This window comes from Rhodohalobacter sulfatireducens, assembly GCF_022012475.1.
Classification (GTDB): Bacteria; Bacteroidota; Rhodothermia; order Balneolales; family Balneolaceae; genus Rhodohalobacter; species Rhodohalobacter sulfatireducens.
On record NZ_JAKLWS010000001.1, the window covers coordinates 168,770 to 186,496 of the forward strand.

The following is a 17,727-nucleotide window of genomic DNA, read 5'->3' on the forward strand; positions in this document are numbered from 1 at the left end:
AGTTAATTATTATTAAACTGCATAAGAAACTCTACCCAATCTCCTTTACCTCCAGGTATCAAACTTTGTTTAAAAGATTATTTCTTACAAAGGGAGTTTTTCCATTCTTTCTTTTGGGAATGCTGTCGGCGTATATGAATTCAATATTCATCTCATCTCCAAGCCTGCTTTTTATACTTTTTGTAAATTCTTTCTCAATTCTTTCAGAACTGGATCGATTTTTAACCACCAGGTATACTTTCACTTTATCCAGGCTGGCTTGTACAATTTGTGACTGAAGTAACCCCTCCACTGTGTCATAAATATCTTTGTTCGATATCTGCAAACCTTTAAAAGATATTAAGTTTCCTCCTGTATCAAATAAAGCATCTTTTTTTCTGCCCGATATTTTTTTTACCACCATATGGTTCAAATCGCAGCTACAGCTAGTATTCTCTCTTATTGCAAGGTCACCTGTTTTGTATCGAATAAACGGCATGGAATAGTTATAAAATGACGTGGCCGTAATCTCTCCTTTTTCATCCATTTCAGCAGGTTTATTATCGGCGTTTAGTACCTCCATAACCGAAAATTCCATATGCTGATGTAATTCTCCCTTCTCACATTCTGAAATCAAGCAAACTCCCTCCCACTGCGAAAAAACATCGAATACTTTACAATTGAATGCTTTTTCGATCGCAAACCGATATTCAGGCAACAAATTTTCTGAATATGTTATAATACTCTTTACAGGATAGTCAACTGTGTAAGATGAGTTATTTACGAATTGCGACACCATAAAAATGGCCATCGGATATCCTCTGATAATTTTCGGCTTAAAGTCCGATAGCTTATCTAAAATTTGTTTGCAGTTTCTTTCATGTAGATAGTACGATGAAATTTGCAGTGAATTTAAGGTTCTGTTAAAACTCCAGAGGTTCTCTTTAGATCCGATATGCATCCCATCTATTTGCGCCCACCTCATATAGGGCTTATAGCCGGCCATTTTCCATATGCGCCAAAAAAAAGTAAATCGAGCTATACTCACGTTTTTATCTTGAAGGAATTTCAAAGGCGACCCGGTCGAACCGCTGGTCATATTTTCATAGGGGTTAAACTGATCAGCATTATCAGCAATTAAATCATTATATCGATTCCTGATGATCTCTTTCGTTAACACCGGAATAGCTGGAAGATCCTCTATTGTCTGAATGTCACCGGGTTTTATTCCGCATTCATTGAACAATTCGTGATAATAGGGAACGTGATTGTAGGCATGGTGTACAATAGATCGAAGCTTTTCATTTTGATACTCAACGAGCTGTTGGTACGAAAATCCTTTCGACCTATTCAGAAACCGGAAAAGTTTGAAAATCTCAAACGGATACAGATAATCTGAAATCTTGAACTTCATAGAAGGGTGGAAATCAAAGACACTTAAAAACTTTAAAAAGAATATTTAAGCCAGAATAAATAGTTGATATGCTTCTATTTTTTGTACCAAATACACAAATGCTTTACTTTTTTTGATTGCAAAATTAAGTTACTCCTTTTTAATTGATGATTCAGTCAATATTTTGGTGTTATTCTTTTGATCATTAATTGAAATCAAATACTGATTATATTTAATCAATGAGATTATTTCTTACAAAGGGAATTTTTCCACTCTTTTTTTTGGGAATTCTGTCGGTGTAAACGAATTCAATATTCATCTTATCTCCAAGCCTGCTTTTTATACTTTTTGCAAATTCTTTCTCAATTCTTTCAGAATTGGATCGATTTTTAACCACCAGGTATACTTGCACTTTATCCAGACTGTCTTGTACAATTTGTGCCTGAAACAACCCCTCAGCATACTCTTCAGAAACAAATGAGTAGATCTGGAACCTTTGGAAAGGCACCAAATTCCCCTCCGTATCGAATAGCACATATACCATTCTTCCTGATATATTTTCAACGACTTTATGATCCATACCACATTCACAAGAACTATTGCCCCACGTTGCCAGGTCGCCGGTTTTATATCGAATAAACGGCATAGAATAGTTATAGAAAGACGTTGCCGTAATTTCTCCCTCCACTTTATCCCCGACCGGTTGACTGTTTTCATCCAATAGTTCCATTGCAGAATACTCCATGTGGTGATGTAGTTGATTCTGCTCACATTCTGATATCAGGCAAACGCCCTCCCACTGCGAAAAGAGATCAAATACCGGGCAGCTAAAAACATGCGTAATTTTTGACCTGTACTCAGGCGGTAAATTTTCTGAATACGTAATAATACTTTTTAACGGTAAACTGATTTTATAGGAATTATGATCAATATGCCGGGCCAGTGTATAGAGAGCTGTTGGATATCCTCTTAAAATTTTCGGTTTAAACTCCAAAAGTTTATCCAGTATTCGTCCGCAATTCTGATGGTCAAGATTGTAAGCGGATATTTGAAGTGAATTTAACATTCGGTTATGATTCCAAAGATTTTCTTTCGACCCCATATGCATTCCATCAACCTGTGCCCATCTCATATAAGGCCTATAACCGGCCATGTTCCATATGCGCCAAAAAAAGGCAAAACGGGCGATGCTGATATTTTTGCCTTGCAGAAATTTCGTAGGCACACTGGTTGAACCACTTGTTTGATTTTGATAGGGCTTGAATTGTCCGGCATTTTCAGCGATCAAATCATTATATCTGTCCCTGATGATCTTTTTGGTCAAAACAGGGATGGCGGGAAGATCCTCAACCGTTTGAATATCGCTCGGTTTTATTCCGTGCTCGTCGAACAACTCGCGGTAATAGGGAACATGCTGGTAAGCATGACGGATGATGGACCTCAGCTTTTCATTTTGATGCTCAACCAGCTGTTGGTACGTAAAAGCCTTCGACCTTTTCAAAAACCTGAAAAGCTGAGCAATCTCAATCGGATACAGATAATCTGAAATCTTGAATTTCATAAATATCAGAAGGAAATATAATAGGAGTCTACCCGGTTAACTCAGAAGTTATTTAAATGTAAGACATACACTGCTGAATGAAATCTATATCCCATATTCATCAGTAAGTTAATATAGCTCTGATTGTTAATACTGGTATTTATCTGAAATTTCCTGATCTCATGATCCCGGCACCATTCAAATCTTTTTTGATGTAAAATCTTAGCAACACCTTCCCCTTCAAATTCTGGGTCTACACATAACAAACCTGCAACGGCTACCTCTTTCTGAACTTTTAGGGATGCAAACCCGGCAATATTTCCATTGTAACGACAGGCATAAACGACATCTGCCATGCCATCTCTGATTACAAGATTCTTAGCCCAATCCTCGTAAACTTCATCACAGCGGGTGCTATCCAAATACGGATTATTGTGATAGTGACTTTGATAATCCTGAAACGCCTCTTTTGTTATTTCACCGAGCTTATGGCTTATGCTTTTGTCAGCAACTTGAACTTCTATTGATGAATCATCGTACTTATCATAAAGAGAAGAATCAACATCCATTGAAAATTTCAGGATCGTGTCTGTAACAAAAAAACCCTCATCAAATAATTTGTTGAGAGACTGTTTGTAAGATGTATCACATTTGGCAATGAGAAGTTGTCCCTGTTTTTTTCGGAAATCTGTTAGCAGGGTTTGTATATCAATATCCTCATCTACGTAAATTTTTGCGGTTTTTAGATTAAACCTTTCGTAATCTAATTCAGACCAATGAAGCATTTTGAGTGTTCTTCTATTCGTTGAAACATTCGAAATATGCCGTGATGATAAGAATTATTCAGGAAATAGCTTTAATGATCCCGAATAATTTTACACGGATTTCCATAAGCTACCACTCCTGAAGGAACGTCTTTCGTCACTACGCTACCGCCCCCTATGATTGTGTTTGAGCCGATCTCAACTCGATCGAATACCACACTGCCCATTCCTATCTTTGTTTTACTACCAATGGTGCAGTGCCCGGCAATATGTGTTCCCGGGTAAAGGGTCGTAAAGTCACCAATTTGCGTATGATGACCAATCGAAACACTTCTATTCATGGATAAACCAAACCCTAAATCTGCATATGGAGAGATCACACACCCGGGTTCTACGTAAATTCCCGTACTCAAAGAAACTGTACTTGCAACATTGGAGGAGGGATGTATCAAATTGAAGTATTGATCCTTAGAAATATCGTGAGATTCTAAAAAGTGACTGAATATTTTTTCTTTAATCCAGGGAGTGGATACAGAAAAAAGGCAGGTGTCTTTACTTCCTTTTTTATACTCTCCTGACTTATAAATCTCATAATCAAATCCACAGTTAAAGGGCACATTATCGGTAACCTCAATATTTTTTATGATTTTGATTGACTTTTTGTACCCGCAATCCCTCAATGAGTTAAATACAAGTGACAAATAACTGCCGCTAAATCCAAACAGGCAGATATCATCATCTAACAATAAATCATTTTCCCGATCTTCCATGCTTTTTGATTCAACAGTTTTTTACTCTAAACGATGGCTTCTAATTATTTTCATTATAAAATCCATGATTCCCAAATTCTTTAGCTGACATCACCTCTTTTTCATGAACCTTAAGAAGCTTATGAGTTCGTTTCAAAAGATCGGTATTGGATGCTAACTGCCTTTTTTCTGAATCAAACCAAATATTATCTTCAAGGCCAATTCTAGCACCATACCCCATTGCAATTGCTGAAGCAGTAACGGGAAGCTGAGCCAACCCTATACCGGCCAGTGAAATAAAATGATTCTCAGGAATCGATTGGATGGCCGTACCCATCTGATGGAAGTTCGCCTGGAAGCCGGCAATATTTCCAAATAGCAAATTCCAGTAGTAAGGCCCTTCGATTGCGCCTTTTCTTATCAGGTATTGGCCATAATTTATCATTCCCAAATCAAAACACTCTAGTTCCGGATGCACGCCAAATTGACTCATTTTCTGTGCGAGTTTTTGGATCATATCAGGAGAATTGATCGACGCTTGCTTGGGAAAGTTAAGTGAAGACAACGTTAGCGAACACATATCAGGCTGTAATTCTATTACTTCGGCTCTCTTTTCAAACTCAGAATTCACTCTTCCCGAGGTGCTGGCACAAATCACCAAATCAGGACAGTATTTACGAATTCCTTCAAAAATATCCCTGTAAATAGATGCTTTCCAGGTGGGCATCCCATTTTCATCCCTTGCGTGCAGGTGTACAATTGTGATGCCTAATTCATACGCCTCATGCGTCTGTTCAATGATTTCTTCTGGCTGAACAGGAACATGGGGGGTCATATTTTTTGTCGGCACCATGCCCGTAGGGCAAAAGTTTATGATAATCTTATTTGATAACATACCTCGTTCATCCTCTTGATTTGAATATTCCAATCATTCTCACCCTATCGTAGTTTTTATTATTGACGGCAGGATCTACAATAAAAAATACAATAAGAATTTTTACCATTCCATGTTGTCTATCTTTTCTAAAAAATCATTTTATAAAAGATTTAAAAAACCGGCTGCTGCACAAATCTGGTTGCTTTTGTTTTAATGTTAACAGAAATACCCCTATTCTTTCCGCTGGGGTTCTTACCCTCTGGTTACCAGAGCTTTCGAAATGAAATATTTGTTGAATGAATCGAAAAAAAGAAGCGATAAAAATTAGTGTAGTTCTGATTCTAATTTTGGGTTTAATTGTGAACCTTTTTACGATCTACACGTTTCCTTCCTGGTTTGATGAAGCATACTTTGCCAATATTTCATTTAATCTTGCCAATGGAAAAGGATTCCTGCAAGACCTTATCCCGGGCTATAATAACGGCCAGGTGTTGATTTACGGACCTGTCTATTTCTTTCTGCAATCGCAGCTAATTCATCTTTTTGGCTTAGATCAGTTTGTTTTCAGATTGCCTAACCTGGTTGCCGGTTATCTCTCCGTTTTCTTGCTGTATAAAATTTTGCGCGATCGGGGATGTAACCAAACCTTTTCTCTTCTCTTCCTGGCAGCCGCCATCGTTGATGTTTCATTCAACAGGAACCTGGTTTACGGACGGATGGATTTAGCAGCTCTCCTTTTTGTAATATTGGCGCTGTTTCTAACTCACAGAATTGAGTTCCAAAAAAAATCGGGCTATTTGGTACAATGGCTTCTTGTTGGGTTGCTCTCCACAGCCGCATATCTCACAACTCCCCGCGCTTTGTTTCTACTTCCAATAGTGTTCGTGATGGCTTTTTATAAACTATTTGTTGAACCCAAAAGTAAGATTTCAGCCTATCAATGGATTGCAGCAACCGGGGCTTCATTGGTATTTATTGTGCCCATATTTTTGTGGATCCAATATGCCGGCGGTTTTGAAGAGTATGCAAGCTTCTTTCGGGCCCGGGAGAGTGTAAGTTCTCATATTGGCGTCTCGTTTTTTCGCTCTTTCTACGACAATGTTACGATAGGCATTTTTATAGTGATGGTTCTGATTTACATCCAAACCGTTATAAAAAAACCATTATTGATTGGCGCAGTTCTTACTTATCTCTCTTTTTCCTTTTTTGTTGAAGAACATGGACCCTATGCGGCTATGATTACACCCATTTTAATTGCAGGCATCTTTTATATCCTTTCCGAAAGTGTGAGCAGAAGGTTCATCCAGTATTCATTGAGTGCGTTGATCATTGTACCGGGCTTATTTCTTATTTTCTTGCGAGGGGCAGACCTACTCGCCAACTCGGATTGCCGGGACAGCACAAACATTCCGGAGCTAATCAACGAGCCCTCAAACCAAAAAATAATAGCCCCATTTAAATACTACTTTTTTGCGGAGAATGAGAATCGAGAAGTTGTGACTTTTAATCGTGCAAAAATCGATAGAAAAGTGCTCGTCAAAGATGCCGATCTGATTGTGTCTTCGAATGAGATGAGTGATTTTTTGAACAGGAACAATTTCGAAAAAGTTGCCGAAATCACCTGTAAACCCACCAAACTACCATTTCTACCGGGTACGTTCTATGAAAGATCTACTTATACTGAGACATTCTACAACCGATAATTTTTATAACTGAACGGGATCATCGAAAATACTACATGAACGATGCAACATAGTGAGGCAATAAATATGTTAACTGCACCCCGGCAATTTTCAAACAATAAACAGGTTTGGATAGATCTCGGCTGCGGAACCGGCACATTTACTCTCGCATTAGCTCACCATCTATCACCCGGAAGCAAAATTGTTGCTGTAGATAAAAAAAAGAAAGTGCTCAAGGAGATCCCCGCCAAATTCAAGCACGTTCAAATTGAGAGGAAGGTTACCAATTTCAAAAACAACAGTTTCCAGTTTAAAAATATGGATGGTATCCTTTTGGCCAATTCACTTCACTATGTCCGAAAGAAAGAAGCCTTCATCACCAAATTGAAAGAAGCCCTGAAACCGAATGGAGTTCTAATAATTGTTGAATACGATACGAACATTTTCAATCCATGGGTGCCTTTCCCAATTTCTTTTAAGCGCCTGGTAAAAACATTCAAAAAAGCGGGCTTTACATCCATTGAAAAGATAGGCGAGATGCCCTCACGGTATAATCGATCAAATTTATACTCGGCGATTATCCAGTAATCAATTCTCTTAAGGCATTGCACTTTAGATCATATCATCTGAAACTGCAAATATGATCATCAATAGTGACGTCTCAGGTAACCTTACAAAATCCTGAGGGATCTTATTGACACACTTGCTGCTGTCTTGTAAAATGCAGAAGTTTTTCGCCACTGTTTGAAAAGTATGTAAATGAAACCTCCACACCCTGCATGTGTACGGGCCGCCAGAGTGTACATGGAATTCGGTTCACAGCTTCACTGTAAAGAGAATCGTACAATTTTCTTTCCTCAAAATCCTTGTTCGTGAGATTAGAAATTGAATAGTAATATTGTAGCTGATTCGCACCAAATCCCACACTGTCAAAAGAAGTATTCAGGTCAAGACGCTGCGGCAAAACATTATTCAGGTCTTCAGCCTGGGTCTCTAAAGCAAAATTAGGTATATCTGTTACCTGATTCTCTTCATCTGAAATTGTACAGGATGAGATGAATAATATGCCTAAGGCAAAGCAAAAAACCTGAATTTTGACCTGCCACCTACCCAATAAATAACCCTCCTTTATGGCATAAATAGCTAAAAAATTATGCATACCCTCTTCTCTCTGATTCATTCTTTTTTTGATAAATCTTCAATAACTAAGTTACTAATTTAGGTGAAAATATTTCAGCATTAGAGAAGCTAAATTTCCTGTTGAAACGTTGTAGAACAGACAGAGAGAATGTTTAAAAAGGGAGGAACAATGAATATCTATTTCAAAGTAATCGGAGTTCTGATATGTGTCGTGTTTACACTAAACATATCAGTATTTGCACAAAAGGGGTTGGGAGACTCCAACGGAATAGCAAGATCAGGAGAACTGCCAACTATTGTCATGTTGGACGGAACACTGGATCACATAAAAACAGGGCCATGTGAGCATACCACCGGACGTGCAGTAATCGGTACGCATTTGTTTATCGATACGGAAGAAAGTGATGAACTCTTCAATGTGCATTTAGGTGCAGCATATGCGCTTGAGTCATTTGTCGCCAATCTTGAAATCGGGCAGAAAGTGGAAATTCAAGCATTCCAAACGGACGGGATGAAACCGCTTGAGTTCATTGCTAAAGAGGTCACCACCGATAGTCGTACACTGCAACTTCGTGATGAAAATTTACGACCCTTTTGGGCCGGTGATCGAAACCTTCGCGATGGTAGACCTTTCCGCCGTGGGTACAGATGGTAATCAGATGTCATTTGGTATTTATGATACCCGTCATGCAATAATTTGCAGAGTTTCTGTCAACAGAATATCCTCGGAAGAACACCCAACCATTACTTCTACCTCTCCGGGCTGAACCGTTAACGATTGCTCTTGATCACTCCAATGAGCAAACGAATCTTCATGGAGTATAAATTCAACCGTTTCTGTTTCTCCGGCTGAAATATGAACTCGATTATACCCTTTTAATTCTTTCACGAGTCGTGGGTCACTTCCCCCGGGATAGTGCAGATAAAGTTGAACAACTTCATCGCCATCCAATTCACCCGAATTTGAAACATCGGCCCGGACTGTTAACTCCCCTCCATTTTCAGCAGAATACTCTGAGCTTTCAAGCTGTATATTGGAATACTCAAAGTTTGTGTACGACAGTCCGTACCCAAACGGATAGAGTACATCACCCCTGAAATACTTGTAGGTGTGACCTTCCATATCGTAATCTGTAAACTCGGGCAGATCATCAATGGACCTGTAGAATGTAACCGGCAGTCGTCCTGCGGGATTGTAATCCCCAAAAAGCACGTCTGCTATGGCGGTTCCCCCGGCCTGACCGCCATACCACGCCTGTAAAATAGACGGGATGTTTTCATCTGCCCACTTGATGGCTATTGCACTCCCGCTCATCAATACCAGAATAACAGGTTTACCCAAAGCTTGAATCTCTTGCATCAGGCGTTCCTGGGGAGCAGGCAATTCCAGGTTTGTCTTATCACCACCTTCAAAACCTTCAACCTCAAGATCCATCTCCTCTCCTTCCATGCGGGCATTTAAACCCATGCACAGAACCACGACATCGGAATTTGAAGCTACTTCTGTTGCTTCAGCCAACAAGTCCGTTCCGGGAACTTCCCAGGTAAGCTGAATCTGCGGATCGGGTCCGTAACTGTAAAACTCAACGGTAATATCATACGTCTCACCGGCTTCCAGGTCCACTTCGAAATACCTATACCACGGTGAGTGAGTCATCTGGCGATCGAACTGCTCCTCGCCTTCAAAATAAAGTTTGAAGTAGTTCATTCCATTCAACCCGATCGCATAGGTGCCGGTAACCGGCGCCCTTAACTGACCCGTCCAACGAGCTGAAAATGGGTCGGCAATTTCTCCGTTGATGGGTGTATCATCCTTCCAGATAAAATCGACTTGCGAATCCACACGGCTGATTGCCGGTTCACCATCAAACTCAGTATTCTCAAAATATTCACCATACAACCCATTTCCCTCTCCCCGGGATGGCGTCAAATACTCACTGTCCACTACACTCAGGTTTGGAATCCCTTCGGCAAAATGAGATCCCAGTGCGTAGTTCACCTCAACCTGGTCACCCAATTTCTGTTCAATACCTTTCAGCGGAGTAATCGCCTCTGCCGGTGTACCGTGATAGTTGCCCAGCATGCTCCAGTAGTTATCGGCATTGGGGCCAATCACTGCAATTGAGTTCAGATCTTTCGAGAGCGGAAGCAGCGGTTCTACATCCTGGCCCGTAGGTTCATTTTTCAACAGCACAATCGATTCTCTCGACATCTGCAGTGCAACTTCGTTGTGTTCATCACTTGCTACAACGGAATATGGAACATTTGAGAACGGAACTTCAGATGGATCATCAAACATTCCCAGCTTAAACCGAGCTTCAAACAATCGCTGCAGGGCTACATCCAGGTCCTCTTCGGTGATCAAACCTTGATCAAACGCATCTTGCAGGTAGGGGAATGAGCTCCCGCAATTCAGGTCCGTGCCCGCTTTTAACGAAACGGCTGCTGCCTCCGCCGCCGTATCGGAATAGTCGTGCCGCCCCTCTTCATAAAAATCAGCGATCGCCCAGCAGTCGGAAACTACGTAACCGTCGAATCCCCAGTCATCACGCAAAATGGATTGTAGAAGAGGATCACTGCCGCAGCACGGAATTCCGCGAAACCGGTTATAGGCACACATAACGGACGCCACCTTGGCATTCTCTACTGTTGTTTTAAACATCGGTAAGTAGGTTTCGTGGAGATCACGATCACTTACATCCACGTCAAACGAGTGGCGTAGTGGTTCCGGGCCGTTATGAACAGCAAAGTGTTTGGATGTGGCTATCACTTTGTAATAATTGGGATCGTCTCCCTGCAGCCCGCGAATAAATGAGTTTGCCAGTGTGCCTGTTAGGAATGGATCTTCACCATATGTTTCCTGCCCACGTCCCCAACGCGGGTCACGAACGATGTTGATGTTTGGCGTCCAAAATGTAAGTCCCATATAAATATCTCGTCGTCCTGCATTCGCAAACGTATGATGCTTGGCCCGGGCTTCATCAGAAATTACATTCGCCACTTCATTAAAAAGGGGCCTATTCCAGGTTGCGGCCATCCCGATCGCCTGTGGAAAAACGGTTGCAATTCCGGCCCGCCCTACTCCGTGGAGGCATTCGTTCCACCAGTTGTATTGCGGAATATTGAGACGGTCGATAGCGGGTGCGTCATACCGAAGCTGAGATATTTTTTCCTCAACCGTCATCTGGTTGATCAGATCAGCAGCCCGTTCCGCAAACGCCGTATTGCTGCTTTGCGAGGTGCAGCCCTGCAGGACCTGGAATAGCCCCGAACCGGACAGTGCCAGCACGCCCGCAGATCCCAAACTTCCTTTTAAAAAGTCGCGTCTTGACCACCCCTCATTATTCCAATTATCATTTTCTTTCCCCGTTTCTTGATTCGATTTTTCCAACGATTCTGCCTTTTTCATCTCTTTAAAACCCTTTTAAATGTTGAAGTATTTATACTTTCAAATAAATCGATTTAGTACTTGGATGCAACTCAAGATGGTTCTTTTCGCAACATTCTGAAAAGTTTATCATTATACATTGATTTTTTAAATACATTTATCGGTATTCACCCTCAAGCATGAACTTTTGCCGGATTTATGAGCTCATTGAAGAGAAAAATTAAATACCTGTTTAAACCAATGCCGGACCCTGCCAACGGCGTCATCACGGGTGAAAAAATTCAACTCTTATGTGATCATTTTATCGGCAACGAAAAGCAATTATCAAAGAACCCGCTGCTATGGAGAAAAAAGTATAAGTGGAAGAAATTTGAGCACCTTAATTCCCCCTTTAGTAACCGAAGCCGCGTTTTCTGTTATACCGAAGTTATATGGGATATGGACCTGTTAATCGAAAAGCTAAAGTGGTTGAAAAATCCATTTTTGCTTGTTTTTCACAACTCGGATGTCTCTTTTGAAAAAGAACACTTGAAGCTGTTTGAAGCCCTGCCGAATCTTAAGAAAATTTTTTCAAAAAATGCCACTGTTCGGGATAACAGGGTAACTCCTCTCCCTCTTGGCATTGCAAATACCCCATTTGCTCATGGTCAATTGTCTGTCATAAACCACGTAAGAGAACGGAAGTTTAAAAAAGACAATTTGGTCTACTTCAATTTCAGTATTCAAACAAATAATGAAAAGCGAGAGGAGTGCTATCAAAAAATTTCGCGGAAAGGAATTGAATTTCAACCCGGTAAAAATTTTGAAGATTACATTCAGTCCCTCAGTACATACAAATTTGCAATTTGCCCTGCAGGCAGTGGCTTAGACACCTACAGGTTTTGGGAATCTTTGTATTTAAGGGTGGTACCTATTTGTAAAAGGAATACGGTGGCAGAGTATTTTTCCCGGGATTTTCCGGTGCTTTTGCTGGACGACTGGGCGGATTTAGACGTAGAAAAATTGGAGAATGCATATCAATCATTCAGTTGGAATAATCAAGAAAAGTTGGATATGGGTTACTATGATGAACTTTTGACGCTTTGATTGTTCAATTATAAACCAAGAATCCACATATATCAGCAATCGAGAAAAGAATTTAACCAGAATTTTTCACGAAAAAGGTGACTGTAGATTTGCAGCATAATGAATAGCTCTGAAAGAGCGCAAGAACATAGCCTCGGGCAGAGTGAGCTAACGAACGACGCCCGGGGATAAAAAAGCATAATAAGCCTCCCCGAGGCGCTGGCTTGCGGATGGTCAACATTCCGTAGCGAGGGGTTTCGGGAAATACGGTGTAAAAAGCTACCTCTTCCAAACCCCGAATACGCCGGGCAATCCAATCCTTGATCGCCTGCGAAGTTCTTCAAGATCCATAGGCGCCGGTTTAGGTGGCTGGCTGCCTCTTACTGAACCACCACTGGCCCTGACATTACTCATAAAATCACAAATTTTTAGATGATATCTTTATCTAGGTTTATTGGAAAGGTTGAGGATCATTCAAAATGATAAGCTATCAAACCTTAACGTCATCTTATTCATCCCTACTCTTCGGGACGAACCGTAAATTCTAGGCGGTGAAACAATTGGTGGCTGTTACTGAATCTCTACCTTTTATTAATGGTCCATTGCGTTCATAGCTTGTTAACTCAGTTAAGAGCCGCTCATTTTTTGAATGCGAAGCGATATGATAAAAGGTCCCCACAGATCTTCAGGCTCCCTCAATCCGCCAATTCTTTCGAGGCCGGAGTGGTGATGGCACACCTCAAAGGGTGCCGCACTGAACCATCAGCCACCGAATATTCTTCACAGCCGGGGTTTTGGGTGCTTTTGACGGCATAAAAGTACCAGAATGCAACAATGTTACTTTCTTTAAATGACAGCGGTAATCGTCAAAGTTCACCTAAATCTCAACCCGTTAAAGGATAGTCACTTTTTTTGTGCGAAAAAAGTGACGAAAAACGCATCGGGAATAGAGATAGCCACTCTCTGTGGTTTCAATAGGATTACGATATTTCAGTTCTTCCGTGCCCCCAGATTATCCTTCCCGCTATTCCCGCAATCTCCTATTCCATATTCACGGCCAGTATACCTTTACTTTTATGAAAATTGCCTTCGGCCTTGAAGAATCTGGAGAAAAGGTTTTATTGTGAAGCGCTTGGGCAGCCTTCCTCACCGGTGATAAACCTAAATTCTTACTCTGAGCTTGATGGACCATCCCCCCAATGATGCCCAGGTCAGAAGGGAAAATCTTTTACAAATTCTCAATCGACTACTTTACTACTTCAATCTTTATCCACCAACAATTTTCTTAGCATCCTGCCTGATCCCTGAATCATTTGATCGCCATAAATATCTCAAATAAAAGATTTGGGATTTAAGCTTTTGCAAAAGAATACGGATAGCAGACCGCTCCTGTCTACACTCAAATGTTACGGCTGTAAATCCAATCTTAATAAGCCGGAAAAAATCGAATCTGCTTGGGTGTAAACCGAATGTACTTGTACCGCCGCGACCTGTTTTGATGACGCGTGGTTTATAAACACCCGGATGCTGATTCACAACAAAATTTCCATAGGTTTCGAATTCACTGAACCCATGATTTCTAAGATTTTCATCTGCAATGGATTGTAAAATCATCCAATACCAGGGATTTTTGCCGGGTGTTATTTCCCGGATTTTTTGAATCAGCTCCTGCATGTACTCTTTTTTTATCATCAAATGCTGATCGATAAAGGAGTGATTCACTTGCTTTTCAAGTCCAAACAGATCTTGCAGAAACTGAAAATAGGGTTGATGATGTTCCGTTTTTGGATTGAAAAAAATATGTTTATCCTCGTCAAAAAAGGTGATTGGCCTCATTAGAATGGTATCACTGTCCCAAATCAAATAATGATCGGCAATCCCCGGTAGTTGCGATACGGCCATTTTTAAAAACTGCTGATAGTACCAGTTACCTTTAACATTTCCTTCCATCCTATCATTGAGAATAGCTTCAATACGATTCAGGCTTAATCCTTCCACCAATTCATCTTCATCCAGAAAATGTAGGTTTATCTTTGAGTGCGTTCTCTTTCTTATCGCTTTGAAAACATCTGATTTTGTGATCAGGAATATTTTTCGGCTCTGAAGAAAATGATCAATCGAATGAATTGCCAGAGGAGCAATTACTGAATCATCTGCATGAGCGCATAAAACTGTATCGTACACCATAAAACTTTCAAATCGGATACAAGGAATTCTAAAAGTTTGTAAGTTACTTTTTTTGGATTCAGAATCATAAACGAATGAGCGGGGACACTTTTAAATCAGGCAGATCAAAGGAAAGTGAAACTAAAGCTGAGCTAAACCTGCATTTCTCACCAAGAAATTTTCTTGTGAGCAAGACGAAGTTCAAATAGCGCAGTGAGGCGTACATGCTGTACGTTAATCAAGCTATTTGAACTTCTGCCAAAGGCATGCCCTGGGCAAATGCAGCTCATGGGGAAAATTTCGCCGAATTACACACTGCAATTTTTAAAATGAAATATAGATTATTCCAACTCTATGGTACTTAATAGGTTATAAATTTATAACATATATGTAGTGAGAAATGAAGGTAAATCACGGAAACATCATCAAGATCAAGAAAAAGCTCTATTCTCTGTTCCGAAAATCTCAATCTTTTTTCGGTGAAGGGTTCTCACCGGTTTTAAAAATTATTACCGGTGAGAGAATTCAATTATTATGCGACCATTTTCTGGGGACGATTGATGATTTTCATGGAAACCCAAGGATCAAAAGAAGAAAAAACAGGTGGCTTCCAATTGAATCAATAAACTCTTCGATTCATAACAAACCTCGCATCTTTTGTTATACACACCTGTTGGACAATCAAACCTACCTTGTTAAAAAGTTATCGCTCCTGGAGAACCCCTTTGTACTTGTTCTTCACAACTCAGATTATAATTTTGAAGTGAAGCACCTTGCATTATTCGATCATCTTCCAAATTTGCGGCACATATTTACTCAAAACATGAAGGTCTCGGATGAACGTGTAACACCCATTCCAATTGGAATTGCCAACAGGATGTGGCGTCATGGCAACTTATGGCTATTAAACAACATGATAAAGCGCGATCCGCCTAAAACAGATCTCGTTTTTTTCAACTTTAGTATTAATACTAACCGGGAAGCAAGGGAAGATTGTTATCAAAAAATTAAAAAGAAGGGAATTGAATTTTTACCATGGAGAGGAGTTCTTCCCCACTGGGAGACATTGCAAACTCACAAATTCGCAATCTGCCCGGAGGGAAACGGTATAGATACCTATCGGTTTTGGGAATGTCTTTATCTAAAAGTTATTCCCATCTGTAAAAGAAATATCCTGGTTGAGCATTTTGCCAAAGACTTTCCAGTAGTACTCATTGAGGATTGGGAGGATTTGGACTTGGGTCAATTAGAAAATAATTATGCCAATTTTGACTGGAAGAATTGGGGAAAGCTGGATATGAGTACCTGCGAAAATCTGATCTCTGAGAAAGTTAATTCACTTATTGCCAGGCAACCAACCTGATTGAAATTTTATTATGGAAAAAATCCTCAAGACTTTAAATTACTATCTGATATCAGTTCATATTCATTGAACACAAAATGGAGGGAGAGATGAAATCAATTCTTTTTAAAATTTTAATGGTTGTTCTAGCCGTATTTATTGTTCTTCAATTTTTTGGGGTTGATAAAACCGTCCCTGAAACTGAGCCTTCTGCCGATTTTTTGAATATTCATCAACCACCAGAGAATGTTGAATCTATTTTCAGATCAGCCTGTTACGATTGCCATTCCTATGAAACCACTTATCCCTGGTACTCGAATATACAGCCGGTAGCATGGTGGCTGCAGGACCACATTGATGAAGGCAGGGAGGAGATGAATCTTTCGACATGGCAAAATTATACCGCCGAAGATGCAGACCATTACCTCGAAGAGATGATAGAGGTGGTTGATGAGGAAGAGATGCCATTGCCGTCTTACACCTGGACACACTCGGAAGCCCGGTTGACAGACCAACAGCGGGACGCTCTTACAGATTGGGCCTCAGAACTGCGTACCTCGAAGCAGTAGAATTCTGAACCTTCTTTTGTAACAGGCGAACAAGACTAAACTACTCACTATTTGAGGGATTAGTGACTTTCTTTTGGCTATCCCACATGGTATTCAGCTTTTCACCGCCGCGAATTCCAAAATCGAGCGTTCTGATTGGAAATGGAATCATTATGTCGTTCTCATCAAAGGCTTTCTTCAGGGCTATAATCGCATCACTTTGTGGCTCCCAAAAATCCGGGTTGCTTCTGAAATCCACCCAAAAACGAACCACAAAATTGATGGAACTCCCGCCAAATTCTTTGAAGAAAAACTCAACCTTTCGATTTTGATTTCTTTTCTCGATGGATTCAATCGCCTCTGTAGCCACTTTTTTTACTTTCTCAAGATCATCCCCATAGGAGATTCCACATTCCAGGTCAATTCGCCGCTCTTTATTTTTCGTGTAGTTGGTAAATGGATTTTCATAAACCACTTTATTCGGGATATAGACAATTTGACCCTGCGGCGTTTTTATAATTGTGTTACGCAGGTTCAGCTTCTGAACCGTACCAAAGTAATCATTGCTCTTTATGATGTCCCCGATTCCAAAGGGATGGCGAATGGATAGAAGCAAACCTGAAATGAAATTGGCGGCAATATCCTGAAATGCAAAACCTAAGGCCAAACCGATAATACCGGCACCGGCCAGCAGGCTTGTAACGGTTCCATCAAGATTTAGAATGCTCAACGCAAAAAAGACCCCAATGCCAATAATCAGAACCGACATGACGGTCTCAGCCAGATCAATAACAGTCTTATTGGTAGTGGCTTTTTCGAGGAGAGTGCGTACAAACTTCCGCAGCATCTTTCCGATTACATAAAAAACAACCAGTACCAGCAGAGCCAATGCTAAATTGGGAAGCATCTCGATGGTTGCACTCAACCATGTCTCAAGCTTACCCGCTACAATCTGGTAAGCTTCATTCATATCCAAACCAGGTTCCATAAAATGTGTAAGTAATTTATTCCAAAGGGTTTACAATCTATACAAGTCTAAATATTTAAGCATTGTTCCATTTTATTTTTAATTCCCAAGTTCAGTTTTGAAAAGC

General features: G+C 40.4%; 16 protein-coding genes. 6 read left to right on the forward strand and 10 right to left on the reverse strand.

What is annotated here, in order from left to right; genetic code table 11:
• Positions 1-58: 58 nt before the first annotated feature.
• The 5 genes from L6773_RS00720 to L6773_RS00740 form a co-directional block, all read right to left on the reverse strand.
• Positions 59-1,393 carry a phenylacetate--CoA ligase family protein gene (locus tag L6773_RS00720; RefSeq protein ID WP_237851916.1) on the reverse strand — a complete coding sequence of 445 codons (1,335 nt, stop codon included), beginning with the start codon at positions 1,391-1,393 and terminating at the stop codon, positions 59-61.
• Positions 1,394-1,604: 211 nt separating this feature from the next.
• Positions 1,605-2,933: a phenylacetate--CoA ligase family protein gene (locus L6773_RS00725; protein ID WP_237851917.1), complete on the reverse strand. Its 1,329-nt coding sequence runs from the start codon at positions 2,931-2,933 to the stop codon at positions 1,605-1,607.
• A gap of 41 nt (positions 2,934-2,974) precedes the next feature.
• Positions 2,975-3,697: a GNAT family N-acetyltransferase gene (locus L6773_RS00730; RefSeq protein ID WP_237851918.1), complete on the reverse strand. Its 723-nt coding sequence runs from the start codon at positions 3,695-3,697 to the stop codon at positions 2,975-2,977.
• 71 nt (positions 3,698-3,768) lie between these two features.
• Positions 3,769-4,446, reverse strand: coding sequence for an LbetaH domain-containing protein (locus L6773_RS00735; protein ID WP_237851919.1), 678 nt, complete (start codon positions 4,444-4,446; stop codon positions 3,769-3,771).
• A gap of 40 nt (positions 4,447-4,486) precedes the next feature.
• Entirely contained in the window at positions 4,487-5,320 is an 834-nt protein-coding gene (locus L6773_RS00740; RefSeq protein WP_255727668.1) for a beta-keto acid cleavage family enzyme, read from the reverse strand.
• A 278-nt stretch (positions 5,321-5,598) separates the two neighbouring features.
• Here L6773_RS00740 and L6773_RS00745 point away from each other — a divergent pair, with 278 nt between their 5' ends.
• Both L6773_RS00745 and L6773_RS00750 read left to right on the forward strand, forming a co-directional pair.
• Entirely contained in the window at positions 5,599-7,005 is a 1,407-nt protein-coding gene (locus L6773_RS00745) for an ArnT family glycosyltransferase (protein WP_237851921.1), read from the forward strand.
• A 42-nt stretch (positions 7,006-7,047) separates the two neighbouring features.
• The gene (locus tag L6773_RS00750; protein WP_237851922.1) at positions 7,048-7,572 is read left to right on the forward strand and encodes a class I SAM-dependent methyltransferase; all 525 of its coding nucleotides are present in this window, start codon (positions 7,048-7,050) and stop codon (positions 7,570-7,572) included.
• Positions 7,573-7,675: 103 nt separating this feature from the next.
• On the opposite strand, the gene L6773_RS00755 is transcribed toward L6773_RS00750, so the two are convergent.
• Positions 7,676-8,164 carry a hypothetical protein gene (locus tag L6773_RS00755; RefSeq protein WP_237851923.1) on the reverse strand — a complete coding sequence of 163 codons (489 nt, stop codon included), beginning with the start codon at positions 8,162-8,164 and terminating at the stop codon, positions 7,676-7,678.
• A gap of 108 nt (positions 8,165-8,272) precedes the next feature.
• Between L6773_RS00755 and L6773_RS00760 the strand changes: the two genes are divergently transcribed.
• Positions 8,273-8,779: a hypothetical protein gene (locus tag L6773_RS00760; protein WP_237851924.1), complete on the forward strand. Its 507-nt coding sequence runs from the start codon at positions 8,273-8,275 to the stop codon at positions 8,777-8,779.
• A gap of 30 nt (positions 8,780-8,809) precedes the next feature.
• On the opposite strand, the gene L6773_RS00765 is transcribed toward L6773_RS00760, so the two are convergent.
• The gene (locus L6773_RS00765) at positions 8,810-11,533 is read right to left on the reverse strand and encodes a glycoside hydrolase family 3 C-terminal domain-containing protein (protein ID WP_237851925.1); all 2,724 of its coding nucleotides are present in this window, start codon (positions 11,531-11,533) and stop codon (positions 8,810-8,812) included.
• A gap of 177 nt (positions 11,534-11,710) precedes the next feature.
• Between L6773_RS00765 and L6773_RS00770 the strand changes: the two genes are divergently transcribed.
• The gene (locus L6773_RS00770) at positions 11,711-12,598 is read left to right on the forward strand and encodes a hypothetical protein (protein ID WP_237851926.1); all 888 of its coding nucleotides are present in this window, start codon (positions 11,711-11,713) and stop codon (positions 12,596-12,598) included.
• Between the two features lie 258 nt (positions 12,599-12,856).
• On the opposite strand, the gene L6773_RS21395 is transcribed toward L6773_RS00770, so the two are convergent.
• Both L6773_RS21395 and L6773_RS00775 read right to left on the reverse strand, forming a co-directional pair.
• A complete protein-coding gene (locus L6773_RS21395) occupies positions 12,857-12,991 on the reverse strand; it encodes a hypothetical protein (RefSeq protein ID WP_255727669.1) in 135 nt (44 codons plus the stop codon).
• An 852-nt stretch (positions 12,992-13,843) separates the two neighbouring features.
• Entirely contained in the window at positions 13,844-14,764 is a 921-nt protein-coding gene (locus L6773_RS00775) for a DUF6492 family protein (RefSeq protein WP_237851927.1), read from the reverse strand.
• A 379-nt stretch (positions 14,765-15,143) separates the two neighbouring features.
• Between L6773_RS00775 and L6773_RS00780 the strand changes: the two genes are divergently transcribed.
• Positions 15,144-16,106, forward strand: a complete 963-nt coding sequence (locus L6773_RS00780) for a hypothetical protein (RefSeq protein WP_237851928.1) — start codon at positions 15,144-15,146, stop codon at positions 16,104-16,106.
• Positions 16,107-16,195: 89 nt separating this feature from the next.
• Positions 16,196-16,654, forward strand: a complete 459-nt coding sequence (locus tag L6773_RS00785) for a heme-binding domain-containing protein (RefSeq protein WP_237851929.1) — start codon at positions 16,196-16,198, stop codon at positions 16,652-16,654.
• A gap of 40 nt (positions 16,655-16,694) precedes the next feature.
• Here the strand turns inward: L6773_RS00785 and L6773_RS00790 are convergent, their stop codons facing one another.
• Positions 16,695-17,603 (reverse strand): mechanosensitive ion channel family protein, encoded by a 909-nt coding sequence (locus L6773_RS00790; RefSeq protein WP_237851930.1) that lies wholly within the window; start codon positions 17,601-17,603, stop codon positions 16,695-16,697.
• Between the last annotated feature and the right edge of the window lie 124 nt (positions 17,604-17,727).

Bases quoted from the DNA above. Each gene is read 5' to 3' on its own strand.
- L6773_RS00720 (WP_237851916.1), bottom strand. From the start codon at position 1,393: ATGAAGTTCAAGATTTCAGATTATCTGTATCCGTTTGAGATTTTCAAA.
- L6773_RS00725 (WP_237851917.1), bottom strand. From the start codon at position 2,933: ATGAAATTCAAGATTTCAGATTATCTGTATCCGATTGAGATTGCTCAG.
- L6773_RS00730 (WP_237851918.1), bottom strand. From the start codon at position 3,697: ATGCTTCATTGGTCTGAATTAGATTACGAAAGGTTTAATCTAAAAACC.
- L6773_RS00735 (WP_237851919.1), bottom strand. From the start codon at position 4,446: ATGGAAGATCGGGAAAATGATTTATTGTTAGATGATGATATCTGCCTG.
- L6773_RS00740 (WP_255727668.1), bottom strand. From the start codon at position 5,320: ATGTTATCAAATAAGATTATCATAAACTTTTGCCCTACGGGCATGGTG.
- L6773_RS00745 (WP_237851921.1), top strand. From the start codon at position 5,599: ATGAATCGAAAAAAAGAAGCGATAAAAATTAGTGTAGTTCTGATTCTA.
- L6773_RS00750 (WP_237851922.1), top strand. From the start codon at position 7,048: ATGCAACATAGTGAGGCAATAAATATGTTAACTGCACCCCGGCAATTT.
- L6773_RS00755 (WP_237851923.1), bottom strand. From the start codon at position 8,164: ATGAATCAGAGAGAAGAGGGTATGCATAATTTTTTAGCTATTTATGCC.
- L6773_RS00760 (WP_237851924.1), top strand. From the start codon at position 8,273: ATGTTTAAAAAGGGAGGAACAATGAATATCTATTTCAAAGTAATCGGA.
- L6773_RS00765 (WP_237851925.1), bottom strand. From the start codon at position 11,533: ATGAAAAAGGCAGAATCGTTGGAAAAATCGAATCAAGAAACGGGGAAA.
- L6773_RS00770 (WP_237851926.1), top strand. From the start codon at position 11,711: ATGAGCTCATTGAAGAGAAAAATTAAATACCTGTTTAAACCAATGCCG.
- L6773_RS21395 (WP_255727669.1), bottom strand. From the start codon at position 12,991: ATGAGTAATGTCAGGGCCAGTGGTGGTTCAGTAAGAGGCAGCCAGCCA.
- L6773_RS00775 (WP_237851927.1), bottom strand. From the start codon at position 14,764: ATGGTGTACGATACAGTTTTATGCGCTCATGCAGATGATTCAGTAATT.
- L6773_RS00780 (WP_237851928.1), top strand. From the start codon at position 15,144: ATGAAGGTAAATCACGGAAACATCATCAAGATCAAGAAAAAGCTCTAT.
- L6773_RS00785 (WP_237851929.1), top strand. From the start codon at position 16,196: ATGAAATCAATTCTTTTTAAAATTTTAATGGTTGTTCTAGCCGTATTT.
- L6773_RS00790 (WP_237851930.1), bottom strand. From the start codon at position 17,603: ATGAATGAAGCTTACCAGATTGTAGCGGGTAAGCTTGAGACATGGTTG.